21 protein-coding genes and 1 tRNA gene are annotated in these 23612 nt (G+C 71.2%); 9 read left to right on the plus strand and 13 right to left on the minus strand.

Annotation, left to right across the window (positions count from 1 at the left end):
• Positions 1 to 18: 18 nt before the first annotated feature.
• On the plus strand, positions 19 to 3264 hold the full coding sequence (locus ACGFWE_RS30150; protein ID WP_393602983.1) for a S41 family peptidase: 3246 nt from the start codon (positions 19 to 21) through the stop codon (positions 3262 to 3264).
• Between the two features lie 84 nt (positions 3265 to 3348).
• Here the strand turns inward: ACGFWE_RS30150 and ACGFWE_RS30155 are convergent, their stop codons facing one another.
• From ACGFWE_RS30155 to ACGFWE_RS30170, 4 genes are all read right to left on the minus strand, one after another.
• The gene (locus ACGFWE_RS30155) at positions 3349 to 3552 is read right to left on the minus strand and encodes a hypothetical protein (RefSeq protein WP_352388399.1); all 204 of its coding nucleotides are present in this window, start codon (positions 3550 to 3552) and stop codon (positions 3349 to 3351) included.
• 89 nt (positions 3553 to 3641) lie between these two features.
• Entirely contained in the window at positions 3642 to 4526 is an 885-nt protein-coding gene (locus ACGFWE_RS30160) for an SDR family oxidoreductase (protein WP_393602985.1), read from the minus strand.
• Entirely contained in the window at positions 4523 to 5440 is a 918-nt protein-coding gene (locus ACGFWE_RS30165; RefSeq protein ID WP_393602987.1) for an alpha/beta fold hydrolase, read from the minus strand. Before ACGFWE_RS30165 ends, ACGFWE_RS30160 begins: the two co-directional genes overlap by 4 nt.
• A complete protein-coding gene (locus ACGFWE_RS30170; RefSeq protein ID WP_393602989.1) occupies positions 5437 to 6954 on the minus strand; it encodes a flavin-containing monooxygenase in 1518 nt (505 codons plus the stop codon). Before ACGFWE_RS30170 ends, ACGFWE_RS30165 begins: the two co-directional genes overlap by 4 nt.
• Before the next feature lie 153 nt (positions 6955 to 7107).
• Between ACGFWE_RS30170 and ACGFWE_RS30175 the strand changes: the two genes are divergently transcribed.
• A complete protein-coding gene (locus ACGFWE_RS30175; RefSeq protein WP_352388407.1) occupies positions 7108 to 7749 on the plus strand; it encodes a MerR family transcriptional regulator in 642 nt (213 codons plus the stop codon).
• A gap of 7 nt (positions 7750 to 7756) precedes the next feature.
• Here ACGFWE_RS30175 and ACGFWE_RS30180 read toward each other — a convergent pair whose 3' ends face one another.
• Positions 7757 to 8560, minus strand: a complete 804-nt coding sequence (locus tag ACGFWE_RS30180; protein ID WP_352388409.1) for an exodeoxyribonuclease III — start codon at positions 8558 to 8560, stop codon at positions 7757 to 7759.
• A 29-nt stretch (positions 8561 to 8589) separates the two neighbouring features.
• Here ACGFWE_RS30180 and ACGFWE_RS30185 point away from each other — a divergent pair, with 29 nt between their 5' ends.
• Complete coding sequence (locus tag ACGFWE_RS30185) at positions 8590 to 9066, plus strand: GNAT family N-acetyltransferase (protein ID WP_352388411.1); 477 nt, start codon at positions 8590 to 8592, stop codon at positions 9064 to 9066.
• Positions 9067 to 9126: 60 nt separating this feature from the next.
• Here the strand turns inward: ACGFWE_RS30185 and ACGFWE_RS30190 are convergent.
• The 7 genes from ACGFWE_RS30190 to galU form a co-directional block, all read right to left on the minus strand.
• Positions 9127 to 9200 (minus strand) — tRNA-Ala (locus ACGFWE_RS30190).
• 89 nt (positions 9201 to 9289) lie between these two features.
• A complete protein-coding gene (glpR, locus tag ACGFWE_RS30195) occupies positions 9290 to 10573 on the minus strand; it encodes a gephyrin-like molybdotransferase receptor GlpR (RefSeq protein WP_393602992.1) in 1284 nt (427 codons plus the stop codon).
• Between the two features lie 184 nt (positions 10574 to 10757).
• Positions 10758 to 11396, minus strand: coding sequence for a GNAT family protein (locus ACGFWE_RS30200; RefSeq protein WP_352388887.1), 639 nt, complete (start codon positions 11394 to 11396; stop codon positions 10758 to 10760).
• Positions 11393 to 11899, minus strand: a complete 507-nt coding sequence (locus tag ACGFWE_RS30205) for a MogA/MoaB family molybdenum cofactor biosynthesis protein (protein WP_352388415.1) — start codon at positions 11897 to 11899, stop codon at positions 11393 to 11395. Before ACGFWE_RS30205 ends, ACGFWE_RS30200 begins: the two co-directional genes overlap by 4 nt.
• Positions 11896 to 12375: a cyclic pyranopterin monophosphate synthase MoaC gene (gene moaC / locus ACGFWE_RS30210; protein WP_053852462.1), complete on the minus strand. Its 480-nt coding sequence runs from the start codon at positions 12373 to 12375 to the stop codon at positions 11896 to 11898. Before moaC ends, ACGFWE_RS30205 begins: the two co-directional genes overlap by 4 nt.
• 62 nt (positions 12376 to 12437) lie before the next feature.
• A complete protein-coding gene (gene glp / locus ACGFWE_RS30215) occupies positions 12438 to 13760 on the minus strand; it encodes a gephyrin-like molybdotransferase Glp (protein WP_393602994.1) in 1323 nt (440 codons plus the stop codon).
• Positions 13761 to 13764: 4 nt separating this feature from the next.
• Positions 13765 to 14667, minus strand: coding sequence for a UTP--glucose-1-phosphate uridylyltransferase GalU (galU, locus tag ACGFWE_RS30220; protein WP_352388420.1), 903 nt, complete (start codon positions 14665 to 14667; stop codon positions 13765 to 13767).
• Between the two features lie 93 nt (positions 14668 to 14760).
• Here galU and ACGFWE_RS30225 point away from each other — a divergent pair, with 93 nt between their 5' ends.
• Entirely contained in the window at positions 14761 to 15384 is a 624-nt protein-coding gene (locus ACGFWE_RS30225; RefSeq protein WP_352388422.1) for a 5-formyltetrahydrofolate cyclo-ligase, read from the plus strand.
• A 54-nt stretch (positions 15385 to 15438) separates the two neighbouring features.
• On the opposite strand, the gene ACGFWE_RS30230 is transcribed toward ACGFWE_RS30225, so the two are convergent.
• Positions 15439 to 18288 (minus strand): penicillin acylase family protein, encoded by a 2850-nt coding sequence (locus tag ACGFWE_RS30230; RefSeq protein WP_393602997.1) that lies wholly within the window; start codon positions 18286 to 18288, stop codon positions 15439 to 15441.
• Between the two features lie 217 nt (positions 18289 to 18505).
• On the opposite strand from ACGFWE_RS30230, the gene ACGFWE_RS30235 reads away from it, so the two are divergent.
• The 5 genes from ACGFWE_RS30235 (at position 18506) to ACGFWE_RS30255 (ending at position 23548) form a co-directional block, all read left to right on the plus strand.
• Positions 18506 to 20065, plus strand: coding sequence for a potassium/proton antiporter (locus ACGFWE_RS30235; protein WP_352388426.1), 1560 nt, complete (start codon positions 18506 to 18508; stop codon positions 20063 to 20065).
• A gap of 207 nt (positions 20066 to 20272) precedes the next feature.
• On the plus strand, positions 20273 to 21538 hold the full coding sequence (locus tag ACGFWE_RS30240; RefSeq protein ID WP_352388428.1) for an MFS transporter: 1266 nt from the start codon (positions 20273 to 20275) through the stop codon (positions 21536 to 21538).
• A 67-nt stretch (positions 21539 to 21605) separates the two neighbouring features.
• Complete coding sequence (locus tag ACGFWE_RS30245) at positions 21606 to 21935, plus strand: FmdB family zinc ribbon protein (protein WP_352388430.1); 330 nt, start codon at positions 21606 to 21608, stop codon at positions 21933 to 21935.
• A 97-nt stretch (positions 21936 to 22032) separates the two neighbouring features.
• Positions 22033 to 22866, plus strand: coding sequence for an S-methyl-5'-thioadenosine phosphorylase (locus ACGFWE_RS30250; protein WP_393603000.1), 834 nt, complete (start codon positions 22033 to 22035; stop codon positions 22864 to 22866).
• Positions 22867 to 23011: 145 nt separating this feature from the next.
• Positions 23012 to 23548 carry a hypothetical protein gene (locus tag ACGFWE_RS30255; RefSeq protein ID WP_352388888.1) on the plus strand — a complete coding sequence of 179 codons (537 nt, stop codon included), beginning with the start codon at positions 23012 to 23014 and terminating at the stop codon, positions 23546 to 23548.
• Positions 23549 to 23612: the final 64 nt, after the last annotated feature.

Below are 23612 nucleotides of genomic sequence, written 5' to 3' on the forward strand. Positions count from 1 at the left end.
CGGGAAAAGCATGGGGAGGTGAGCTATCTGCGCCTTCCGCATCTGAGCGGCGACCTGTTGTGCTTCGTGGCCGAGGACGACCTCTGGCTGGCCCCACTCGACGGTCCGGGCCGCGCCTGGCGCCTGACCGTCGACCGCACCAAGGTCGGCCACCCGCGCTTCTCGCCCGACGGCCGCCACATCGCGTATACGAGCTGGCGCAGTCTCGTGCCCGAGATCCACCTCGCGGACGTGGACGGCGGGCCGGGCCGCCGGCTCACCTACTGGGGCAGCGCCGACACCCAGGTCACCGGCTGGACGCCGCCCGAAGGAGACAACGGGGGCACCATCCTCGCCGTCGCCTCCCACGGCGAGCCCTTCTCCTACTTCACCTGGGCCTACAAGGTCCCCGCCGACGGCTCCCCCGGCCACAAACTCCCGTGGGGCCCGGTCTCCGACATCCAGGTCGCCGACCGCAAGACCCTGCTCCTCACCGGCACCCCGCCGCACGAACCGGCCGCGTGGAAGCGCTACCGGGGCGGCGCCACGGGCCGCCTCTGGCTGCACGGCGAACGCCTGCTGCCCGACCTCGGCGGCCACCTCCACTCCCCCATGTTCGTCGGCGACCGGATTGCCTTCCTCTCCGACCACGAGGGCGTCGGCAACCTCTACTCCTGCGCCCACGACGGCTCCGACCTGCGCCGCCACACCGATCACGACGCCTTCTACGCCCGGCACGCCGCCAGCGACGGCACCCGGGTGGTGTACCAGTGCGGGGGCGACCTGTGGATCGTCGACGACCTCTCGGCCGAGGCCCGCAAACTCGACGTACGGCTGAGCGGCCCGCGCGCCGGACGCCGTACGTACCAGGTGCCCGCCGCCCAGCACGTGGACGGCATCTCGGTCGACGAGACGGGTCGGGCGAGCGCCGTCGTCGTCCGCGGCAGCCTGTACTGGCTGACCCACCGGGACGGCCCGGCCCGCACGATCACGGACACCCCGGGGGTACGGGTCCGGCTCCCGGAGATGCTCGGTTCCGCCGGCCAGGTCGCGTACGTGACGGACGCGGAGGGCGAGGACGCCGTCGAGATCGCCTATCTGCCCCGGGCGACCGGTGACCGCGAGCCGCGACGGCCGGCCTCGGGCGGGCTGGGCCGGGTCCTGGAGCTGGTCTCGGACCCGCAGGGCGAGCGCCTGGCCATCGCCTCGCACGACGGACGCGTGCTGCTCCTCGACGCCACGGAGGACTCCGACGGCGAGGTCACCGAGCTCGTCCGCTCGGTCAACGGCCCGGTCCGGGACCTCGCCTTCTCCCCGGACGGCGCCTGGCTGACGTGGTCGCACCCGGGGATCGGCCGCTCGTTGCGCCAGATCAAGATGGCCCGCATTTCCCCGAAGGGAGGAGGGGACCGCCTGATCGTCGACGTCACCAACGGCCGCTTCGAGGACGAGAACCCGGTCTTCACCCGCGACGGCCGCTACCTGGCCTTCCTCTCCTGGCGGGGCTTCGACCCGGTCTACGACGTGCACACCGGCGATCTGTCCTTCCCGCTCGGCTGCCGCCCCTACCTGGTGCCGCTGTCCTCGGCCACCCCGTCCCCCTTCGCCCTGACCCCGGAGGGCCGCCCGGCCGCCGGAGGCCTGGACCCGGTCGAGGACGAGAACGGCGAGGGCGGGGCGGTGACCGTCGAACTCGAAGGTCTGGAGAGCCGGGTGACCCCCTTCCCGGTCCCCGCCTCCAAGTACTCGGCGCTGTACCCCGTCGCGGGCGGCGGCCTGGTCTGGCTGCGCTGGCCCATCTCGGGGGCCCTCGGCGAGACCTTCGTCGATCCGGACGACACCTCCGAGCGCCCGACCCTCGAACACTTCGCCATCGGCAAGGCGAAGAAGACCGAACTGGTCGAGCACCTGGACTGGTTCGCGGTCAGCGGCGACGGTTCCCGGCTGGTCGTGGTGGACGAGGGCGAGCTGCGCGCCACGCCCGCCACCGAGTCCGGCGACAGCGACTCGACCGTCTGGATCGACCTGCGCCGCATCCTCCACGAGGTCGACCCGGCCGCCGAGTGGCGCCAGTCCTACGAGGAGGCCGGCCGCCTGATCCGGGCCTACTTCTGGGACCCGGGGATGTGCGGCATCGACTGGGACGCGGTGCTCGACCAGTACCGCCCGCTGCTCGAACGGGTCGCCTCCCCCGACGAGTTCGCCGACCTGCTGCGCGAGGTCCTCGGCGAACTGGGCACCTCCCACGCCTACGTCACCGCCGCCCGCCGCAACGAGGGCCCATCCCACTATCAGCGCCGCCAGGGCCTGCTGGGCGCCAACTTCGTTCTCAGAGACGGGGGTTGGACGGTCCGGCGGATCCTGCCCGGCGACTCCTCGGACTCCAGGGCCCGCTCCCCGCTGGCCGGCACGGGCATCCGCGAGGGCGCGGTCCTCACCCACGTGGACGGCCGCCCGGTCGACGCGGTCACGGGCCCGTATCCCCTGCTCGCGGCGGCGGGCGGTACGACGGTGGAGCTGACGTTCGCCCCGGCCGAGGGCGAGGGCGGGGCCCGCCGGGTGGCGGTGGTCCCGCTCCTCGACGAACGCCCCCTGCGCTACCAGGACTGGGTGGCCAAACGCCGGGCCGTCGTACGGGAGTTGAGCGGCGGCCGCTGCGGCTATCTGCACATCCCCGACATGGGCGGCTCGGGCTGGGCCCAGTTCAACCGGGACCTGCGCATGGAGGTCTCCCGGCCCGCCCTCATCGTCGACGTGCGCGGCAACGCGGGCGGCCACATCAGCGAGCTGGTGGTGGAGAAACTGACCCGCACGATCCTTGGCTGGGACCTGACGAGAAACGCCCAGCCGGTGTCGTACGCCTCGAACGCCCCGCGCGGCCCGGTCGTCGCCCTGGCCGACGAGGCGACCTCCTCGGACGGCGACATGATCACGGCGGCCTTCAAACTCCTCGGCCTCGGCCCGGTGGTGGGCCAGCGCACCTGGGGCGGAGTGGTCGGCATGACCGGCCGCCACCAGCTCGGTGACGGCACGGTGATCACCGTCCCGATGAACGCGGCGTGGTTCGACGCGTACGGCTGGTCGATCGAGAACCAGGGCGTCACCCCGGACCTGGAGATCCTGCGCACCCCGCTGGACTGGGCGGAGGGCCGCCACGCCCAACTGGACGACGCGGTAACGCTGGCGCTGAACCTACTGAAGACGAACCCTCCGGCCACACCTCCGGACTACCGCGACGTGCCGGACCGGTCCCGTCCGAAGCTGCCGCCCAGGGGAACTCCCTAGGGGCGCGGGGAACTGCGCAACCAGCGAAACGCAGGGTGCCCTCCCAACAAGGAGAGGGCACCCCACGCGTCAAGCAGCGACTACCTACATGTCGAAGTCGGGGTCGAGCCGCTCCTGCTCCTCGCGGCGCATCCGCTCGGACTCCTCGTCCCGCATGCGGTCGCGGTCCGGGCCCTGGCCCTGACCCGGGCGACTCCGCTGGCCCTTCTCCTTGGCCTGCTCGGCCTTCTGCTTGGCCTGCTGCTGCCACTGCTCGGACTTGTCCTGGAACTGGTCCTTGATACCCATGTGGGTTCACTCCCGTGGGGGTGAGGGGGAAAGGCCCCTGGCCGGGGCCTCGACCAGATTCACACGCCCGGACAAAGAACGCATTTCGATCAGTTACGGTGCGTAGCGCGAGCCTCCTCGTCCGCCGCCCCACCTGCACCGACGAGTCCCACCCTCATCCCCTCCAACCGCTGTCCGAACCGCCGCATCTCCCGCTGCCCAACGCTCCCGATGAGCCCCGGCAGGTACCCGCGCATCCCCTGCATCCCGCGCAGCCACCCCTGCCCGTACACATGGCTCGACCGCCGCTCGATCCCGGCCACGATCCGCTCGACCGCCGGACCCAGCGGATACGTCTTGTTGGCCGGCCACGGCAGCCGCTGTCGCAACTCCCGCATGACGGCGTCCTGGTCGGCCCCGCGCACCATGTCCGTGTCGGTCCACGACAGATAACCGACCCCGACCCCCACGCCCTTGTGACCGACCTCGGCCCGCAGGCTGTGCGCGAACGCCTCAACACCGGACTTGGACGCGCAGTACGCGGTCATCATCGGCGCCGGGGTGATCGCGGCGAGGGAGGCGATCTGCAGCAGATAGCCCCGGCTCTCCATCAGCACCGGCAGGAACGCCCTGGCGGTGACGGCCGATCCGATGAGGTTGACCTCGATCACCCGCCGCCACGCCTCCGGATCGGAGTCGACGAAGGGCCCGCCGGTCGCGACCCCCGCGTTGGCGACCACGATGTCGACCTTCCCGAACCGCGCCTTGACCTCCTGAGCGACCCGGGCCATCGCCGCGTGGTCGGTGACGTCGGCGTACCAGTGGTCGCTGTCGCCGTGCAGCCGCTCGGAGAGCTGCTTGAGCGCGTCCGGTTCGAGGCCCACCAGCGCGACCTTCGCCCCGCGCGCGGACAGCTTCCGGGCGAGCAACTCCCCCACGCCCCGCGCCGCTCCGGTGACGACCGCGACCTGTCCTTCGAGTCCGACCCTGCTCATGCGCCCTCCTTGACCTGGACGTACGTGGTGACGAGTTCGCGGATCCGCGCGCTGACCGGTTCCGGCGCCTCGATGGGTGTCATGTGGCCGATGCCGGGCAGTTCGGTGACCCCGAGGCAGTTCGGCAGCGCGGCGGCCAACCGGTGTGCGTGCACGGGCGGGGTGAGCCGGTCGGCCGTACCGACGACAACGGCCACCGGCGCGGTGAGCTGCCGTACGCCGTGATCCAGATCGAGCAGACCGAGGACCTGCGACCAGGCGTAGCGCACCTTGCGCGGGCACGCGTGCACTATTCGCGCGCACGCCTCCACCATGTGCGGGGCCGAACCGGGGCCCATCGTCCCGTACTTGAGGATCCGCAGGGCCAGTGGCGTGACCGGTCCGAGCGGCGCCCGCGCCCCGAGGACGCGCCGGGTCAGCCAGGTGCGCAGCCGCCCGGCCCGGATCGGGACGAGGGTCGACTCGGCGACCAGCCGCGACGAACCGGTGCTGCACAGCAGGACGGCGGCCGCGTGGTCCCGGAACGCGGGGCGCTCCGCCGCCGCCATCACCGTCATCCCGCCCATGGAGTGACCGACGACCACCGCCTTCTCGCCTGCCCCGAGGGCCGCCTCCAGCACGGCCTCGAGGTCGTCGGCGAGCCCGTCCGCACTGCAGGCGGGGCTCGCCGGGCTGCGTCCGTGGCCGCGCTGGTCGTACGCGATGACCCGGTGGTCCACGGCGAGTTCGCGGATCTGGGCGGCCCAGAAGGCGGTGGAGCAGGTCCAGCCGTGGGCGAGGACGACGGGGGGCGCGTCCTCGGGGCCGTGCACCTCCACATGCAGGCGAGCGCCGTCGGCGGAGAAGGCGGTGAGCTCGCGCGCCGGGGCGGGCGGGGCGTACGGCCCGGAGACGACATGACTCATACGGCTCATACGGCGGCCTCCGCGCTCTCCTCGGTGACCGCGCCCCGCTGCTCGGCAGGCCGCAGCACCTCGTACTCGGCGAGGTCCACCCGCCGGGTCGCCCGCCGGAACTCGGTCGTCGTACCCGGCCAGATCGTGGTGTTGCGGCCGTTCGCGTCCATGTACCAGCTGGTGCAGCCGCCGGTGTTCCACACCGTGCGCTTCATGCGCTCCTGCACCCGGTGGTTCCAGTCCCGTACCGCGGAGGGGCGGGCGTCGAGGGCGACCCGGCCGCCGAGGACGTCGAGTTGGCGCACGAAGTCGGCCAGGTAGTTCAGCTGGGACTCGATCATGAGGATCATCGAGGAGTTCCCGAGGCCGGTGTTGGGCCCGATGATGGTCATCCAGTTGGGGAACCCGGCGGCGGAGGCACCGCGCAGCGCCTCCATCCCGCCCTTCCACGCCTCGGCGAGCGTCCGCCCGTCCGCGCCGACGACCCGGTCGGCGATCGGCATGTCGGTGACGTGGAAGCCCGTGCCGAAGACGATCGCGTCGACCTGGGCCTCGGTGCCGTCGGCGGCGACGAGTGTCGACCCCTCGACGCGGCTGAGCCCGCTCGCGACCACGTCCACGTTGGGCTGGGCGAGCGCCGGGTAGTAGGTGCTGCTCAGCAGGATCCGCTTGCAGCCGATGCGGTAGTCGGGGGTGAGCTTGGCGCGAAGGGCCGGGTCCTTGACGGCACGGGCCATGTTCCGCTTGGCCAGCTGCTCCACGGCACCGAGCTCACCCGGGCGCTTGGTGAACGCCTGGACCTGCAACTCCCTGATCCCCCACTGCAGTCCGCGCCGGACCTGGGTGGTGAAGGGCAGCAGCCGGTGCAGCCGGCGCTCGGCGCCGCTGATCGCCCGGTCGATGCGGGGCAGGACCCAGGGCGGGGTGCGCTGGAACAGCGTGACGTGCTGGGCGAGCGGCTGGACGGCCGGGACGATCTGGATGGCCGAGGCACCCGTCCCCACCATGGCGATCCGCTTGCCACGCAGGTCGTAGTCGCGGTCCCAGCGGGCGGAGTGGAAGACCTTGCCGGGGAAGGAGTCCAGCCCCGGGATGTCCGGGATCTTGGGATCGGAGAGCGGCCCGGTGGCGGAGACGACGAGGTCGGCCGACAGCCGGCCACTGGTTGTCTCGATGTCCCACCGCAACTTCTCGCCGTCCCAGGTCATCCGCTTCACCTCGGAGTTGAGGCGGATGTGCGGGCGGAGCCGGAAGACGTCCGTCACCTGCTCAAGATAGGCGCGGATGTGCTCCTGCCCGGAGAAGGTGCGCGGCCAGTCGGGATGGGGCGCGAAGGAGAACGAGTACAGATGGGACGGCACATCGCAGGCACACCCCGGATAACTGTTGTCCCGCCACGTGCCGCCCACACTGTCGGCCCGCTCCAGCACGACGAAGTCGGTGACACCCTCCCGCCGCAGTCGTACGGCGGCCCCCAGTCCTCCGAACCCGGATCCGACCACCGCCACCCGCACATGTTCGTGTTCGGCCATGCCCGCTGCCTTCCCTGCCCGACTCTGCCAGTGAACACTGGCGCAATCGGAGGGTAGAGCAGCTCCGTACCGATGGGTAGGGGTCGGGGGGAAGGGCGTTGACATCAGCGGCTGCCGCCGCGGGTACCCGGGGGTACGACATAAAGTTCGGGCGTGACGGAGAAGCGCGAATACCGCATGGAGGAACTGGCCCGCCTGGCCGGCATCACAGTGCGCACCCTGCGCTTCTACCGCGAACGCAAACTGATCCCGCCCCCTCGCCGCGAGGGCCGCATCGCCTGGTACGACGACCACCACCTGGCCCGACTGCGCACGATCGCGGCCCTCCTGGAGCGCGGCCACACCCTCACCGGCATCGCGGAACTCGCCGAGGCCCTGGACCACGGCCGTGACGTGGCCGACGTCCTGGGAGTCGCACCGACGGAGGAGGAGCCGGTCCGCCTCACCCCCGAGGAACTCGCCGCCCGCTTCGAGGGCGAGGTCACCGCGGAGAACCTCGCGGCCGCGCTCGACCTCGGCTACCTCGGCACCGACGGCGACGAGATCGTCCACATCAGCCGCCGCCTCCTGGACGTCTCCTCCGCCCTGGTCCGCGAGGGCATCCCCCTCGCCGAAGTCCTGGCGGCCGGCAGACACGTCCGCCAGCACGCCGACGCCCTGGCCGAGATGTTCGCCGAACTCGTCCTCCGCCACGCCGACGAGAACGACCTCCACCGCCTTCGCCCCCTGGCCCGCAGCGTGGTGGAGGCGGAACTGTCCCTGGCGCTGGACCGGCGGTTGCGGAAGCGGGACTGAAGGTGGGCTAGAGCTCGTAGACGACCGTCACTGGCGCGTGGTCCGACCAGCGCTCGGCGTGCGTGGCGGCACGTTCGACATACCCCTTGACGGCCTTCGCCGCGAGCCCCGGCGTGGAGACGTGGAGGTCGATCCGCCATCCTGAATCGTTGTCGAAGGCCCGTCCCCGGTAGGACCACCACGAGTACGGCCCCTCGACGTCCGGGTGCAGTGCGCGCACGACGTCGACGTAACCGCCGTCGTTCTCGTCGAACACCTGCGTGAGCCAGGCGCGCTCCTCCGGCAGGAACCCGGAGCTCTTCTGGTTGGCGCGCCAGTTCTTCAGGTCGGCCTGCTGGTGGGCGATGTTCCAGTCGCCGCAGACGACGACTTCGCGGCCGTCGGCGGCGGAGCGTGCCCGCAGGTCCTTCAGGTGGGCGAGGAACTCGTCCATGAAGCGGACCTTCTCGTCCTGCCGCTCGGTGCCGACCTCGCCGGAGGGCAGGTAGAGGGAGGCGACGGTGACGCCGGGCAGGTCCGCCTCGACGTAGCGCCCGCTGGTGTCGAACTCGGCCGACCCGAAGCCGACCTGGACCCGGTCGGGCTCGCGGCGGGTGTAGAGGGAGACGCCGGCGCGGCCCTTGGCGGCGGCGGGCGCGTGCACCACGTGCCAGCCCTCGGGAGCACGGACACTGTCGGGCAGTTGCTGCGGCTCGGCGCGCACCTCCTGCAGACAGAGCACATCGGCGGAGGTCTCCGCGAGCCACTCCACGAAGCCCTTCTTCGCGGCGGCGCGCAGCCCGTTCACATTGGCGGAGGTCACAGTGAGCACCCGGGAACGATACCGGCACACTGGAGGGCATGATGATCCGCCGTGTCCCCTTCGACCACCCCGACGCCGTCAAGCTCAACGACCGGGTCCAGGCCGAGTACCACGTCCGCTACGGCGACGGCGGCGACGCCACCGAGCTGGCCCCGACGGACTTCGATCCGCCGAACGGCGTGTACCTGATCGTGTACGACGAGAACGACAGCCCCGTCGCCACGGGCGGCTGGCGTTCCCAGGACGCGAACGGCGAGGGCAACCTGGACGGCGACGCCGAGCTCAAGCGCATGTACGTGATCGAGCAGATGCGCGGCCGCGGTCTCGCCCGCCGTGTTCTGGCGGCGCTGGAGGAGGACGCCCGCGCGGCGGGCCGGCTGCGCATGGTCCTGGAGACCGGCACCAAGCAGCCGGAGGCGATCGCCCTGTACACCTCCAGCGGCTACGAACTCTGCGTCAAGTTCGGCTACTACCGCCACTTCGAGGAGAGCCGCTGCTTCGCGAAGCCCCTGTGAGACCACCCCACGGATGACAGAAGACCCGCTCCTGATTCAGGAGCGGGTCTTCATGATGCGTGGACCTGAGGGGATTCGAACCCCTGGCCCCCTCGATGCGAACGAGGTGCGCTACCGGACTGCGCCACAGGCCCTTGCAACGAGTGAAACTCTAGCATCCCCGTCCGGATGCTTGGAAATCCGTTCCCGGCTGGTCAGGGCCCGCTGATTCCGGCCCCGTCCCTCACTCGTTGGCCGCGCGCGGCCGCTCGCCTTCCTCGTACTGGTCGAAGAGCGGCGTACGGCCGCGCTCGCGTGCCCTGCGTGCGGAGGCGGCGCGGCGGGCGTCGGTACGGCCGTCCGCGTCGGGCTTGTCGTCCGCGTCGTCGGACCCGTCCGCCGCTCCCCCGTCGTCCGCTTCGGGCGCCGCCTCCTGGCCGGAGTGCTCGGGGGCCACGGTGCTGGACCGGGCCGAACTCCAGGCGTCCGGCGCGCCGAGGTCCACGTCCGCGGTGGCCCGCGGAGCGACCGGCGCGGTCACGTACGTCGGCAGCGGCACCGGTACCGGGTCCCAGCTGTCCCCGTGTCCCGGCCTGCGCTGCCGCTCGCGCTGCTGGTCGACCCACTCGGCGTGGTCGGTCTGCTCGACGAGGGCGCGCCGGTCGGCGGCGAGCGCGGAGAGCCCGGGATCGGTCTGCGCCCCTGGTCCCTCGTCCGCTTCGTCGGCGTCCGCACCGGTGCTCACGGACGCGCGCCGGCGCGGCTGACGGGCCCGCTCCCGCAGGTGCTGGGCGGCGGCCTCGGCGCGGCGCCGGTCCATCTGGTAGGCGAAGCGTCGGCGTTCCTGGGAGCGCAGGTACGCGATGTACGCGCTGAGCATCACCGCGGGCACGCCGGGCGCCCACAGGAAGGCGAGTCCTCCCACGGCGGCGACGATCGCGCCGAGCGTGAAGGCGAGAAAGAGCATCACCGTCGTACGCCGTCGGCGCGCGAGCACCTTCACACGCCGGGCGCGCGCCGCGGCCGCTTCCGCGGCGGCCGTGCGCCGGGCGGCGGACGCGGGTGTCTGCTTCCGCGTCGGGGCGCCACCGGGTTCGGGCGCGGGCGCGCTGGTCTTCGCGCGCGCCGGGTCGCCGTGCCCTGCTTCCCGCCCCGCCTGCCGCCCGCGCTCCGGCTCGGCTTCCCGCGCGTGTTCGCGCGGCGCCTGGCGCTCGGAGGCCGGCGGCTGGACCGTCGCCTGGGTCTGCGGACGGGTCGGAGGCATGGCGAAGGCCCGGACGTCCACCGAGTCGGTGACGACATCCGGTTCGTCGGCGCCGTGCTCCCCCTCGTCGGCGGAGCGCGCGCGCAGGTCCTTGGCGTATCGACGCTCCATGCCCGCCCGTCCGGACAGCAGCCGGATGGCGGTGCTGAAGCGTTCCGTCGGACGGGCCTCGTTCAGCTCGTCCTGCCTACGGAGCCACATCGGCACCAAGTAGGCGGCCCAGGCCCCGACAATGACTGCGTAGATGAGGCCGCTGCTGCTCACGCCTCACACGGTAGAGGGGTTTGCGTGAGGCCATCTGCCAATTGCGCCGGTGTGTCGCACGATCTGGCTGATATTTCGAGCTTTTTTTCCGACCGATCCGATCAGCAGGCCGCCTCAGTCGGGAATTCAATGTCCTGAGACGGTCATGCACCGATCATTTTCGAACACGTATTCCATTTCCCGGCTATGCGGGATTGTCGTGCGGTGTTCCGCTGGAGCGGGCCCGCTGCCAGCGCCTGAGCAGCCCGTCGGGTACCTCTTCCGCGGTGAGGGCGAACACGAGATGGTCCCGCCAGGCCCCGTCGATGTGGAGATAGCGCGGCCGCAGTCCCTCCTCGCGGAATCCGAGTTTCTCCACGACCCGTCGGCTGGGCACGTTCTCGGGGCGAATGCAGACCTCGATGCGGTGCAGACCGACCGTGCGGAAACAGTGGTCCACGACAAGCGCCACAGCGGTCGGCATCACTCCGCGCCCGGCCACGGACTGGTCCACCCAGTAGCCGACGTGCCCCGAGCACATCGAGCCCCAGGTGATCCCGGCGACCGTCAACTGCCCGACGAGCTGGCCCCGGTACTCGATGACGAACGGCAGCATCCGCCCCGCGTTCGCCTCGGACCTCAGGTGGCGGACCATCTGGCGGTAGGTCGGGCGGTGCGCGATCGGGCCGCTCGGGGTGGGCGGCGGGATGGTCGCCTCCCAGGGGCGCAGCCAGTCCCGGTTGCGCCGGTTGACCTCGCGCCAGACCCGCTGGTCGCGCATCTTTATCGGCCTCAGGACGACATCGCCGTCCGCCAGTACGACGGGCCAGGACGGGCTGTTCAGCTCGCACCCCCACTGCCGGCACCGGGTCTGGGATGGTCGCCGCCGCGGATCTGGTCGACGGCGTGGATCAACAGGGGCTCCAGGACGGCCAGTCCGTCCTTCACCCCGCCACTGGAACCCGGCAGATTGACGATCAGCGTGCGTCCCGCCACCCCGGCCAGGCCGCGGGAGAGCGCGGCGGTCGGCACCTTCTCGCGTCCGAACGCCCGGATGGCCTCCGCGATGCCCGGCACCTCGTGGTCGATCACCGCGCGGGTCGCCTCGGGGGTGCGGTCGGTGGGCGAGATGCCGGTGCCGCCGGTGGTGACGATGACGTCGTATCCGGCCTCGGCACCGGCTCGCAGGGCGGCCTCCACGGGGTCGCCGTCGGGGACGACCTGAGGGCCGTCGACGGTGAAGCCGAACCTCTTCAGGCCGTCGGCGATCAGCGGGCCGCCCTTGTCCTCGTAGACACCGGCGGCGGCCCGGTTGGACGCGGTGACCACAAGAGCGCGATACGTCATGCCCGGCTCCAGTCGCCCGACTTGCCGCCCGTCTTCTCCTCGACCCGTACGTCCGTGATGACCGCTCCCTTGTCGACCGCCTTGACCATGTCGATCACGGTGAGCGCGGCGACGGAGACCGCGGTGAGGGCCTCCATCTCGACGCCCGTGCGGTCCGTGGTCTTCACGGTGGCGAGGATCTCCACGGCGTCGTCCGCGACCGACAGATCCAGTTTCACACCGGACACCGACAACGGGTGGCACAGCGGGATGAGGTCGGGGGTGCGTTTGGCGCCCATGATTCCCGCGATCCGCGCGGTGGCCAGGGCGTCGCCCTTGGGGACACCCTCGCCGCGCAGCAGCTCGATCACTCGGGGCGAGACGAGGACGCGTCCACTCGCGCGCGCGGTGCGTGCGGTGACGTCCTTGCCGGAGACATCGACCATACGGGCGGCTCCCGCCTCGTCGATGTGCGTCAGTCGGTCCTGCGTACTCATGGTTGTGCGGCGCTCCCGGTCCGGCCTGTTGTGCGCGACACGGTACCGCCAACCTGGAGTGGTCAGCCGAGCAGGACCACTTCGACCTCGGTGCCGGGCTCCACGGACTCCACGTCCTCCGGTACGACGATCAGCGCGTCGGCCTGTGCGAGGGCGGCCACCAGGTGGGAGCCGGCGCCGCCGACCGGGCTGACAAAGCCGTCGGCGTACGCGCCGCGCAGGAACTGCCGGCGGCCCTTGGGCGAGGTCAGCGCCTTGTCCGCGGTCAGGGTGGCCCTGGTCCGCGGCCGGTGGACGTCGTCGAGGCCCATGAGGGCGCGGATCGCGGGGCGGACGAACAGTTCGAAGGAGACGTACGACGACACCGGGTTGCCCGGCAGGGCCAGCAGCGGAGTGTGGTCGGGGCCGATGGTGCCGAAGCCCTGGGGTTTGCCGGGCTGCATGGCCAGCTTGCGGAAGTCGATGCCGCTGCCCGGCTCGTCCGCGTCGCCGACGGAGGACAGCGCCTCCTTGACGACGTCGTACGCCCCGACGCTGACGCCACCCGTGGTGACCAGGAGGTCGGCGCGGACGAGCTGGTCCTCGATGGTGGCGCGCAGGGTCTCGGCGTCGTCGGCGACGGCGCCCACGCGGTAGGCGATGGCGCCGGCGTCCCGGGCGGCCGCGGTGAGGGCGAAGCTGTTGGAGTCGTAGATCTGGCCGGTGCCGAGACCCTCGTCGGGCTGGACGAGTTCGCTGCCGGTGGACATGACGACCACGCGCGGGCGCGGGCGCACGCGGACGGTGCCGCGGCCGATGGCGGCCAGCAGAGCGATCTGCGGCGGGCCGAGGACGGTTCCGGCGTCCAGGGCGCGGTCGCCGGCGCGGACGTCGCTGCCCTGGGCACGCACATGGGCGCGTGCCTCGGCGGGCCGGTACACGTGCACGTACCCCTCGGCGCCCTCGGGGGCGAGGCTGCGGGCGCGCATCCCGCTGACCGGGCCCTCGCCGAGGCCTCCGTCGGTCCACTCGACGGGCACGACGGTCTCGGCGCCGGGCGGCAGCGGGGCGCCGGTCATGATGCGGGCGGCCTGCCCGGGGCCGACCTCGAGCAGCTCGGCCTGGCCCGCCGCCACGTCCCCGACGACGTCCAGGACGGCCGGGAACTCCTCGCTCGCGCCCGTCACGTCCGCGACCCGTACCGCGTACCCGTCCATGGAGCTGTTGTCGAACGGGGGCAGGGACACCGGGACCGTGACGTCCTCGACCAGGACGCAGCCCTGGGCGTCGAGCAGTTGCAGCTCGATGGGTTCGAGGGGGCGGACGGTCGCGAGGATGTCCTCCAGGTGTTCGTCCACCGACCAGAGGTGGTCCTGGTCGGCGGGGCGGGGCGCGGCGCTGCTCAAATGCCTACATCTCCTCGGCTACGTAACGGCGAAGCCAGGTCCGGAAGTCCGGGCCCAGGTCTTCACGTTCGCACGCGAGTCTGACAATGGCACGCAGATAGTCGCCGCGGTCGCCGGTGTCATAGCGGCGGCCCTTGAAGACGACGCCGTGCACGGGGCCGCCGACCTTCTCGTCCTGCGCGAGCTGCTGGAGCGCGTCGGTGAGCTGGATCTCGTTGCCCCGGCCCGGTTCGGTCTTGCGGAGTATGTCGAAGATGCGCGGGTCGAGGACGTAGCGGCCGATGACCGCGTAGTTCGACGGGGCGTCGGCCGCGTCCGGCTTCTCGACGAGGCCGCTCACCCGGACGACGTCGCTGTCCTCGGTCTCCTCGACGACGGCACAGCCGTAGAGGTGGATCTGCTCGGGCGCGACCTCCATGAGCGCGATGACGCTGCCGCCGTGCTGCTCCTGCACCTCGATCATCCGCTTGAGCAGGGGGTCGCGGGCGTCGATCAGGTCGTCGCCGAGGAGGACCGCGAAGGGCTCCTGGCCCACGTGGGGGGCCGCGCACAGGACCGCGTGGCCGAGACCGCGGGGGTCGCCCTGGCGCACGTAGTGCATGGTGGCGAGGTCGCTGGACTGCTGGACCTTGGCGAGCCGGTCGGCGTCGCCCTTCTTCTGGAGGGCGGACTCGAGCTCGTAGTTGCGGTCGAAGTGGTCCTCCAGGGGGCGCTTGTTGCGTCCCGTGATCATGAGGACGTCATCGAGGCCCGCCGAGACGGCCTCCTCGACCACGTACTGGATCGCCGGCTTGTCGACCACCGGCAGCATCTCCTTGGGAGTGGCCTTGGTGGCGGGCAGGAAGCGGGTGCCGAGCCCTGCTGCCGGAATGACAGCCTTGCTGATCCGAGGGTGCGACTGAGTCATGTCCGCAACCCTATCCGGTGCCTTTGCCTGGAATCTGTGGCTCCGGTTAATAAGCTCTTATATGAGCGCATTGAAAGGGTACGGGTGCAGACCTTGAGTCATGTCGGACGTCCCACCGAGCCTGACAAGCGAACGTTGCGACGAGAGTACCTGGCGGTGAGGAACAGGTTGACGGCCGATGACGTGCGGGAAGCGGCTTCCGCGCTGGCCGGCCGGGCCCTCGGGCTGCCCGAGCTGGCGCGTGCGCGCACGGTGGCGGCGTACGTCTCCGTGGGGAGCGAACCCGGCACGCTCACCCTCCTCGACGCGCTGCGCGAGCGGGGCGTGCGGGTCCTGCTCCCGGCGCTGCTGCCGGACAACGATCTGGACTGGGGCGCCTACACCGGCGAGGGCTCTGTCACGCGCGTCCAACACGGCGGGAAAATGGCCCTCTTCGAGCCCGCCGGGGAGCGTCTGGGCCCGGACGCCGTGACCGGCGCCGACGTCGTGCTGCTGCCCGGCCTCGCGGTGGACGGGCGCGGGATGCGCCTGGGGCGCGGCGGGGGGTCGTACGACCGGGTGCTCGCGCGCCTGGAACGCGCGGGCGCACGACCGGCGCTGGTGGTGCTCCTGTACGACTCCGAGGTCGTCGCGCAGGTCCCGGAAGAGGCGCACGACCGGCCGGTGGACGCGGTGGTGACGCCGTCGGGTGTGCGCCGCTTCCGCGCCTCCGCATGAGGAAGGGCCCTCCACGCGCGTGTGGAGGGCCCTTTTGCGGTCTGCCGCCTCAGCTCACGGCTTGAGCACCAGCGTGTCGGTGGTGCTCTTGTCGACGGCGTCGTCCGAGAAGGACCAGTCCAGCAGCTCGCCCTTGACCCACTTGCCGGTCTGGTCGGTGTAGTGCGCGCTGTAGGCGTGCCCGGAGGCGCCTGTGAGGTTGATCCACTTCGACTTGTCGAGGTCGCCGAGGTTGACCACCATGCGCATCGACGGCACCCAGACGACGCCGTAGCCGCCCGCGGCGTTCCAGCCGGTCGCGTTGACCGTCGCCTCACCGCCGCTGAGCTTCCAGGGGCCGCGGTTGAGCATGTACTGGACGAAGCCGGGGCCCTCGATGCCCAGGGTCTGGTTCTTCAGGAACAGGCGGTGCAGCCGGCCCCAGCTCCAGGTGTCGATGTCCTTGCCGAGCTTCGCGGTCAGCTCCCAGCGGGCGTCGATCAAGGCGCGCTTGAACAACTCGTCGCGGTTGTCGGCCTTGGGACGGTCGCCCACGCCGGCCGGGGTCTTCCACCAGTCGCTGTTCTCGTCGTCCATGAGCTTGCGCACCACCTCGAACCAGCGGTCGCCGCCGTCGGGCTGCGCCTGGTCGGCGTCGCGCTGGCCGCACTCGCGGACCTTGTCCGTCTCGTCCGCGGGCCCGACGGTGTTGACCGGGTCGACCCACAGGCACTGGCCCTTGACCCGCAGCTCCTTGGGCAGCTTGTTGCCGAAGGCGAGCTTGAGGATGTTGCGCCAGACGGCGTTGAAGTAGGCGGCCGCGGCCGAGTCGGCGTCCTGGGTGTAGTCCCAGCCCTCCAGGAGCTCCTGCGCCTGACGGACGTCCTTGTCCTCGACGTCGATCTTCAGCAGCTTCGGTACGAGCAGCTTGGCGATCTCGCTGCTGTTGTCGAGCTGCATCTGGCGCATGTCGTCGGTGGAGACCTTGCCGCCGCCCTTGATCTTCTGCTCGATCAGGTCGGTGATGCGCTGGCTGCGGGTGCCGTAGCCCCAGTCCGTGGTGAGCGTGTAGGGGTACTTGTCCTTGTCGACCACGGCCTGGTTGGCGGTGACGATGTAGCCGCGCTCCGGGTTGTACTCGTAGGGCAGCTCGTCCTGCTCGATGTACTTGCCGGTCCAGGTGTACTTCGGGTTCCAGCCCGGGGCCGGGATGGCACCGGTGTCGCCCTTCGCGCGGATCGGGATGCGGCCGGGCAGCGTGTAGCCGATGTTCTCGGAGTCGGCGTAGACGAGATTCTGCGAGGGCACGTCGAACAACGCGGCCGCCGCGCGGAATTCGCTCCAGTCCGAGGCCCTGTCCATCGCGAACACGGCGTCCATGGAGGTGCCGGGGTCGAGCGCGGTCCAGCGCAGCGCGACGCCGTAGCCGTCGCCGCGGTCGGGGGCCGCGTTGTCGACGGTGGCCTTCTTGCCGACCTTCACGAGTTCGTCGGAGCGGTCGGAGAGCAGGGGGCCGTTGTTCGTCTCACGGACGACGATCTTCTTGGAGGTGCCGCCGGCGACCTTGATGGTCTCCTCGCGCGTGGTGAAGGGAACCGTCTTGCCGCCGTACAGGTAGCCGTCGCCGGAGAGCTTCTCCAGGTAGAGGTCGGTGACGTCGACGCCGGAGTTCGTCATGCCCCAGGCGATCTTCGCGTTGTGTCCGATGATCACGCCGGGCATGCCCGCGAAGGTGTAGCCGGAGACGTCGTACTGGCACTTGCTGGAGACGGTCCGGCAGTGCAGGCCCATCTGGTACCAGACGGACGGCAGCGAGGCGGACAGGTGCGGGTCGTTGGCGAGCAGCGGCTTGCCGGTGATGGTGTGCGAGCCGGCGACGACCCACGAGTTGGAGCCGATGCCCTGGCCGTTGACGCCGACGGCCGTGGGGATGTCGTCCAGGACGTCGTTGAGACCGGAGAGCTGGCTCTGGAGGGCCGAGGCGGTCGAGGAGGAGGTCGAGGCCGACGTGCCCGTCCCGGTGCCGCCCGCGGCCGTTCCCGAGCCGCTCGTGGAGGTGCCGGTGCCGCTCGTGGACGTTCCGGTGCCGCTCGTGGACGTTCCCGTGCCGGACAGGCCGTTCTCCTGCGAGCTGCCGTTCTGCTCGAAGGTCTCGGTCAGCTCGTTGTACTGGCCCTCCTGGACGATCGCCTGGTTGCGGCTGTACGGGTACTCCGGGTACAGGTCGGCGATCTGCTTCGGGCCGAGGCGGCTGGTCATCAGGGCGCGGTCGATCTCGTCCTTCATGTTGCCGCGCAGGTCCCAGGCCATCGCCTTGAGCCACGCGAGCGAGTCGACCGGGGTCCACTTCTCGGGCTTGTAGTCGTTCTCGAAGGCGAGCGCCGCGTACTCCAGGGAGATGTCCTTGCCGCTCCTGCCCTGGAGGTAGGCGTTGACCCCCTTGGCGTAGGCCTGGAGGTACTTCTTGGTGGAGGCCGACAGTTTGGTGTCGTACTCCTTCTTCGCGACCCGGTCCCAGCCCAGCGTGCGCAGGAACTCGTCGTCCTCGACCTGGCCCTTGCCGAACATCTCCGACAGGCGCCCGGAGGTCAGGTGCCGGCGCACGTCCATCTCGTAGAACCGGTCCTGCGCCTGGACGAAGCCCTGCGCCATGAACAGGTCCTCGTCCGAGGAGGCGTAGATCTGCGGAATGCCGTAACTGTCGCGTTTGACGTCCACGGGGCCCGACAGGCCCACGAGCTCCGTCGAACCCTTGGTCTGCGGGAAGGACGCGCGGACGGTGCTCACCGACCAGTACCCGCCGAAGGCGACACCGCCGATGACGGCCAGTACGAGGACGAGAACGATCAGGCGGGCTCGGCGCCCCTTCTTCCTGCCGGACTTGCCGGGCTGCTGACCCGATGAGGCGGTGGTGGTGGGGGGCATCGCTGTCCTTGCTGTCCTAACGCGAGCGGCAGGGCGGGCTGTGCTTTCGACTGAGCGCTGGAGCAACCATAGGCGCAGGGCCCAGGCGGACTTGACGCGGAGTCGGGTACGAACGCGGACGAGCGTTCGATCTTGCCGCGCGAAGCGTCAAGAAATCGTCAAGAGTTAGGTAAGGTAACGAAGTACTTGGATGCGCTGCTCCACCGCTTCGTGTCCTATGTACGTGAGCTCACACGCGCGTGATGCGGTGAGCCAGGGAAGGGAACGGCCGCTGACTGTCCACCACCTCAACCAGCTCCTGTTCGTCTGCTCGCTCGTCCTGCTCGTCGCCGTGGCAGCGGTCCGGATCTCCTCGCGCAGCGGGCTCCCCAGCCTGCTCGTCTACCTGGGGATCGGCATCGCCATGGGCCAGGACGGCATCGGCGACATCCACTTCGACAACGCCGAGCTGACCCAGGTCATCGGGTACGCGGCCCTGGTCGTGATCCTGGCCGAGGGCGGACTCGGCACGAAGTGGAAGGAGATCAAACCGGCCCTGCCGGCCGCCACCGCGCTGGCGCTGGGCGGGGTCGCGGTGAGCGTCGGGGTCACGGCGACGGCCGCGCACTACCTGATCGGCCTCGAATGGCGCCAGGCGCTCATCATCGGGGCGGTCGTCTCCTCGACCGACGCGGCGGCGGTCTTCTCGGTCCTGCGCAAGATCCCGCTTCCCGCGCGCGTGACGGGCACCCTGGAGGCCGAGTCCGGCTTCAACGACGCCCCCGTGGTCATCCTGGTGGTCGCCTTCTCCCAGACCGGTCCGGTCGAGCACTGGTACACGCTGCTCGGCGAGATAACGCTGGAGCTGGCCATCGGCGCCGCCATCGGCATCGCGGTGGGCTGGCTGGGCTCCTGGGGCCTGCGGCACGTCGCCCTGCCCGCCTCCGGCCTGTATCCGATCGCGGTCATGGCGATCGCGGTCACCGCGTACGCGGCGGGCGCGCTGGCGCACGGCAGCGGGTTCCTCGCGGTCTATCTCGCCGCCATGGCGATGGGCAACGCCAAGCTGCCGCACTGGCCCGCCACCCGCGGCTTCGCGGACGGGCTCGGCTGGATCGCCCAGATCGGCATGTTCGTCCTGCTCGGCCTGCTGGTCACGCCGCACGAGCTGGGCGACGACGTACTGCCCGGGCTCGTCATAGGGCTGGTGCTGACCATGGTGGCCCGGCCGCTGAGCGTCTTCCTGTGCCTGACGCCGTTCCGGGTGCCGTGGCAGGAGCAGACGCTCATGTCCTGGGCCGGACTGCGCGGCGCCGTGCCCATCATCCTGGCGACGATCCCCATGGTGAGCGGTGTCGAGGGCAGCCGTCGCGTCTTCAACATCGTCTTCGTCCTGGTCGTCGTCTACACCCTCGTCCAGGGCCCGACACTGCCCTGGCTGGCGCGCACACTGCGGCTGGGCGGCGACTCCGACGCCGCCGACCTCGGGATCGAGTCGGCGCCCCTGGAGCGGCTGCGCGGGCACCTGCTGTCCGTCGCGATCCCCGCCGGGTCCCGGATGCACGGCGTCGAGGTCAACGAGCTGCGGCTGCCGGCCGGGGCCGCGGTCACCCTCGTCGTCCGCGATGAAAAATCGTTCGTCCCGCTGCCCACGACCGTGCTGCGGCGCGGGGACGAACTCCTCGTGGTCGCCACCGACCCGGTCCGCGACGCCGCCGAACGGCGGCTGCGCGCGGTGGGCCACGGCGGCAAGCTGGCCGACTGGCTGGGCACGGACGGCACCGACAGCGCACGTTAAGGGTGTGTTACGCGCCCCCTGTACGATGGTCACCGACCCCTGATCGAACCAACTCTGCCTGACGCAGAGCTGGCGCGACCGTATGGCGGCCGAGACGTCCCTGAGAGCGGTCTTCGGCATCTACCGCAGTCCGCGCAAGAGGACAGCTCTCGGCGCCCTCCCTTGGGAAAGGGAGCCGCGCTACCAGGCGGCAGAAAGGCACGGGCCGTGGCATCCACGGTCACCTCCTCCCGCCCGGGATACGGACAGCTGCTGCGTACCCGCGGCGCCTGGACGTTCCTGCTCCCCGGCTTCGCGGCACGCCAGCCGTTCGCGATGCTCACCCTCTCCCTCGTGCTGCTCGTGCAGCACACCACCGGCTCCTACGGCGCGGCGGGCGCCGTCGCGGCCGTCACCGGTGTCGCCATGGCGCTGTTCGCGCCCTACAGCGGCCGTCTCGCGGACCGCTACGGGCAGCGCGCCGTGCTGGTCCCCGGCGTCCTGGTGCACACCCTGGCGGGCCTGTCCCTGACGGCTCTCGCCCTCGCGCACGCGCCCTTGTGGGCGCTGTTCGTCGCGGCCGTGCCCACCGGCGCCTCGGTGCCGCAGGTCGGGCCCATGGTGCGCGCCCGCTGGGGAGTCAAGCTCCAGGGCTCCCCCCTGATGACCACGGCGGCCGCCTTCGAGTCCGTCACGGACGAGCTGACCTTCGTCTTCGGCCCGCTGCTGGCCACCGCCCTGTGCACCGCCGTCCACCCTGCCGCGGGCCTGCTGACGGAGGCGTCCCTGACGCTGCTGGGCGGCCTGCTGTTCGCCGCGCAGAAGAGCACGCAGCCCTCCGTCGCTCTCGGGGAGCACACGCGCGTGGAGCACACGCCGGCGCTGCGCGTCCCCGGGGTGCGCGTCCTGATCGTGACCTTCCTGGGCATCGGTTCCGTCTTCGGCGGCATGCAGGTCTCCCTGGCCGCGTTCAGCGAGTCGATCGGCGAGCCCGGCCTGAACGGTGTCCTGTACGGCGTCTTCGCCGCGGGCAACATGCTCTCCGGCCTGGTCTGCGGTGCGATCGCCTGGAAAGTGGCCCCCCGGCGGCGGCTGGTCGTCGCCTACGGCGCCCTCGCGCTGACGGCCTCCGGCCTGTGGGCCGCGCACTCGGTGCTCGTCCTGGCCGGCCTCGGCCTCCTGGTCGGCATGTGCATCGCGCCCGCCCTGATCACCGGCTACACCCTGGTGGAGAACCTGGTCCCGGCCGGCGCCCGCACCGAGGCCTTCACCTGGCTGACCGGGGCGGTGGCGCTCGGCCAGGCGGCCGCCGTCACGATCGCCGGACAGCTGGAGGACCGCTTCTGGGGCGGCGCCGGGTTCCTGGTGCCGATGGGCGGCACACTGCTCGCCCTGGTGACCCTGGTGGCGCTGCGTTCACACCTCGCCACCCGGCCTCGCGCGCGGACGGTCGCACGTGGCGTCGGTCACCGAGTGCCGGTGGCAGTGGACTGATCCCCGGGAATGCGTCACTATGGACCATCGTTAGCACTCATTGAGTGAGAGTGCCAGGAGGAAGACAGTGCCCACCTATCAGTACCAGTGCACCGAGTGCGGCGAGGGCCTCGAGGCGGTGCAGAAGTTCACCGACGACGCTCTGACCGAGTGCCCGAATTGCCAGGGCCGCCTCAAGAAGGTGTTCTCCGCGGTCGGCATCGTCTTCAAGGGCTCCGGCTTCTACCGCAACGACAGCCGCGGCTCCTCGTCGAGCAGCTCGCCGGCGTCGTCGTCCTCGAAGCCGTCGACGTCCACGTCGTCGTCCGAGTCGTCCTCGTCGTCGTCTTCCTCGTCCTCCTCGGACACGAAGTCGTCGAGCTCGGGCACCTCGTCCAGCAGCAGCTCCGCCGCATAGCTCGCACTTGTGAACCCTGCCGTCACGGGACGGCAGGGTTTTCGGCGTTGTCCGGGCCGGTCGCCGGGGGTTTTCGGGGCCGGATACTGTGCTGCTCATGGCGAACGCAGAGATCGGCGTAATCGGCGGCTCGGGCTTCTACTCGTTCCTCGAGGACGTGACCGAGGTCCAGGTGGAGACCCCCTACGGTCCGCCCAGCGACTCCCTCTTCCTCGGCGAGGTCGCCGGCCGGCGGGTCGCCTTCCTGCCCCGGCACGGACGCGGCCACCATCTGCCGCCCCACCGGATCAACTACCGGGCCAACCTGTGGGCGCTCAGGTCGGTGGGAGCACGCCAGGTCCTGGGGCCGTGCGCCGTGGGCGGACTGCGCCCGGAATACGGCCCGGGCACCCTGCTGGTGCCCGACCAACTGGTCGACCGTACGAAGTCCCGGGCGGGGACGTACTTCGACGGGCTGCCGCTGCCGGACGGGGCCGTGCCGAACGTGGTGCACGTGTCACTGGCCGACCCCTACTGCCCCGCCGGACGGGCGGCCGCGCTGAAGGCGGCCCGCGGGCGGGACTGGGAGGCGGTGGACGGCGGCACGCTCGTCGTGATCGAGGGTCCGCGCTTCTCGACCCGCGCCGAATCGCTGTGGCACCAGGCGCAAGGCTGGTCGGTGGTGGGCATGACCGGTCACCCCGAGGCGTCCCTCGCCCGCGAACTGGAACTCTGCTACACGTCGTTGACCCTGGTCACCGATCTCGACGCGGGCGCCGAGACCGGTGAGGGCGTCTCGCACGACGAGGTGCTGCGGGTGTTCGCGGCGAACGTGGACCGGCTGCGGGGTGTGCTGTTCGACGCGGTGGCGGCGCTGCCGGCGCAGGACGAGCGGGACTGCCTGTGCGTCGGCGCACTGGGCGGGATGGACCCCGGGTTCGAACTGCCCTAGCCGGCGCCCGGGTTGAGGCGGAAGTCCTCGTTCGGGTGAGGAAGTTTTCCACAACCGGCAGGTAGTCCACCGGGCTCAGCGGCATTCGGCGCGAGGCCGCATCGTGGCAGCGCAAGCCGATGTCCCGTCGCTGGTGGTGGTCCACATGTCCTTCGCTCCCTCGCCCTCTCCCCTCCTTCCGTGCCCGCCCGGCACCGACGCTCCCCCGACCTGCGAGGTCCCGCACTTCGCGCCGGTCCGAGTAGGACGCGGTCGGTATCGACTACGGCAACTCGTCCGCAGCCGCAGGCGTGCCGTGGCGCTCGGTCTGGCCGTCACCGCGGCCGCGCTGGTGGCGGCGGGCCCTCGGGGCGGCGACGGGGCGCGGGGTCATCCGGCAGCCCGGCCCGTGCGCGAACACCGGGCCGTGGAGACGGTGTCGGCGCCGGTACGGATCGCCGACGGTGCGACGGTCCGGCTGCTGCGCCCCGGGGACCGGGTCGACGTCATCGCCGCCGAGGAGTCGGCGCTGGGCGGGGACGCCCGAGTGGTCGCCCGCGGGGCGCGGGTGACGAAGGTGCCGGAGCCGGCGGACGGTGTGAGCGAGGGCGGGGCGCTGATCGTGCTCTCGGTGCCGCGGTCCACGGCGGCACGCCTCGCGGGCGCGGGCGCGACGGCACGGCTGGCGGTGACGCTGTGTTGAGCCGCCCTTTGGAGCTACCCCATGGGGCAGGCCCACCTGGCGTTGACGTAGGTTGCGGAGCTGT

Origin of the sequence: Streptomyces sp. NPDC048523, assembly GCF_043199815.1 — a bacterium.
Classification (GTDB): Bacteria; Actinomycetota; Actinomycetes; order Streptomycetales; family Streptomycetaceae; genus Streptomyces.

What these genes read in the sequence shown, in the direction of transcription:
- ACGFWE_RS30155 (WP_352388399.1), bottom strand. Translation starts at nt 3,552, where the DNA reads ATGGGTATCAAGGACCAGTTCCAGGACAAGTCCGAGCAGTGGCAGCAG.
- ACGFWE_RS30160 (WP_393602985.1), bottom strand. Translation starts at nt 4,526, where the DNA reads ATGAGCAGGGTCGGACTCGAAGGACAGGTCGCGGTCGTCACCGGAGCG.
- ACGFWE_RS30165 (WP_393602987.1), bottom strand. Translation starts at nt 5,440, where the DNA reads ATGAGCCGTATGAGTCATGTCGTCTCCGGGCCGTACGCCCCGCCCGCC.
- ACGFWE_RS30170 (WP_393602989.1), bottom strand. Translation starts at nt 6,954, where the DNA reads ATGGCCGAACACGAACATGTGCGGGTGGCGGTGGTCGGATCCGGGTTC.
- ACGFWE_RS30185 (WP_352388411.1), top strand. Translation starts at nt 8,590, where the DNA reads ATGATGATCCGCCGTGTCCCCTTCGACCACCCCGACGCCGTCAAGCTC.
- ACGFWE_RS30205 (WP_352388415.1), bottom strand. Translation starts at nt 11,899, where the DNA reads ATGACGTATCGCGCTCTTGTGGTCACCGCGTCCAACCGGGCCGCCGCC.
- moaC (WP_053852462.1), bottom strand. Translation starts at nt 12,375, where the DNA reads ATGAGTACGCAGGACCGACTGACGCACATCGACGAGGCGGGAGCCGCC.
- galU (WP_352388420.1), bottom strand. Translation starts at nt 14,667, where the DNA reads ATGACTCAGTCGCACCCTCGGATCAGCAAGGCTGTCATTCCGGCAGCA.
- ACGFWE_RS30230 (WP_393602997.1), bottom strand. Translation starts at nt 18,288, where the DNA reads ATGCCCCCCACCACCACCGCCTCATCGGGTCAGCAGCCCGGCAAGTCC.
- ACGFWE_RS30235 (WP_352388426.1), top strand. Translation starts at nt 18,506, where the DNA reads ATGTACGTGAGCTCACACGCGCGTGATGCGGTGAGCCAGGGAAGGGAA.
- ACGFWE_RS30250 (WP_393603000.1), top strand. Translation starts at nt 22,033, where the DNA reads ATGGCGAACGCAGAGATCGGCGTAATCGGCGGCTCGGGCTTCTACTCG.
- ACGFWE_RS30255 (WP_352388888.1), top strand. Translation starts at nt 23,012, where the DNA reads ATGTCCTTCGCTCCCTCGCCCTCTCCCCTCCTTCCGTGCCCGCCCGGC.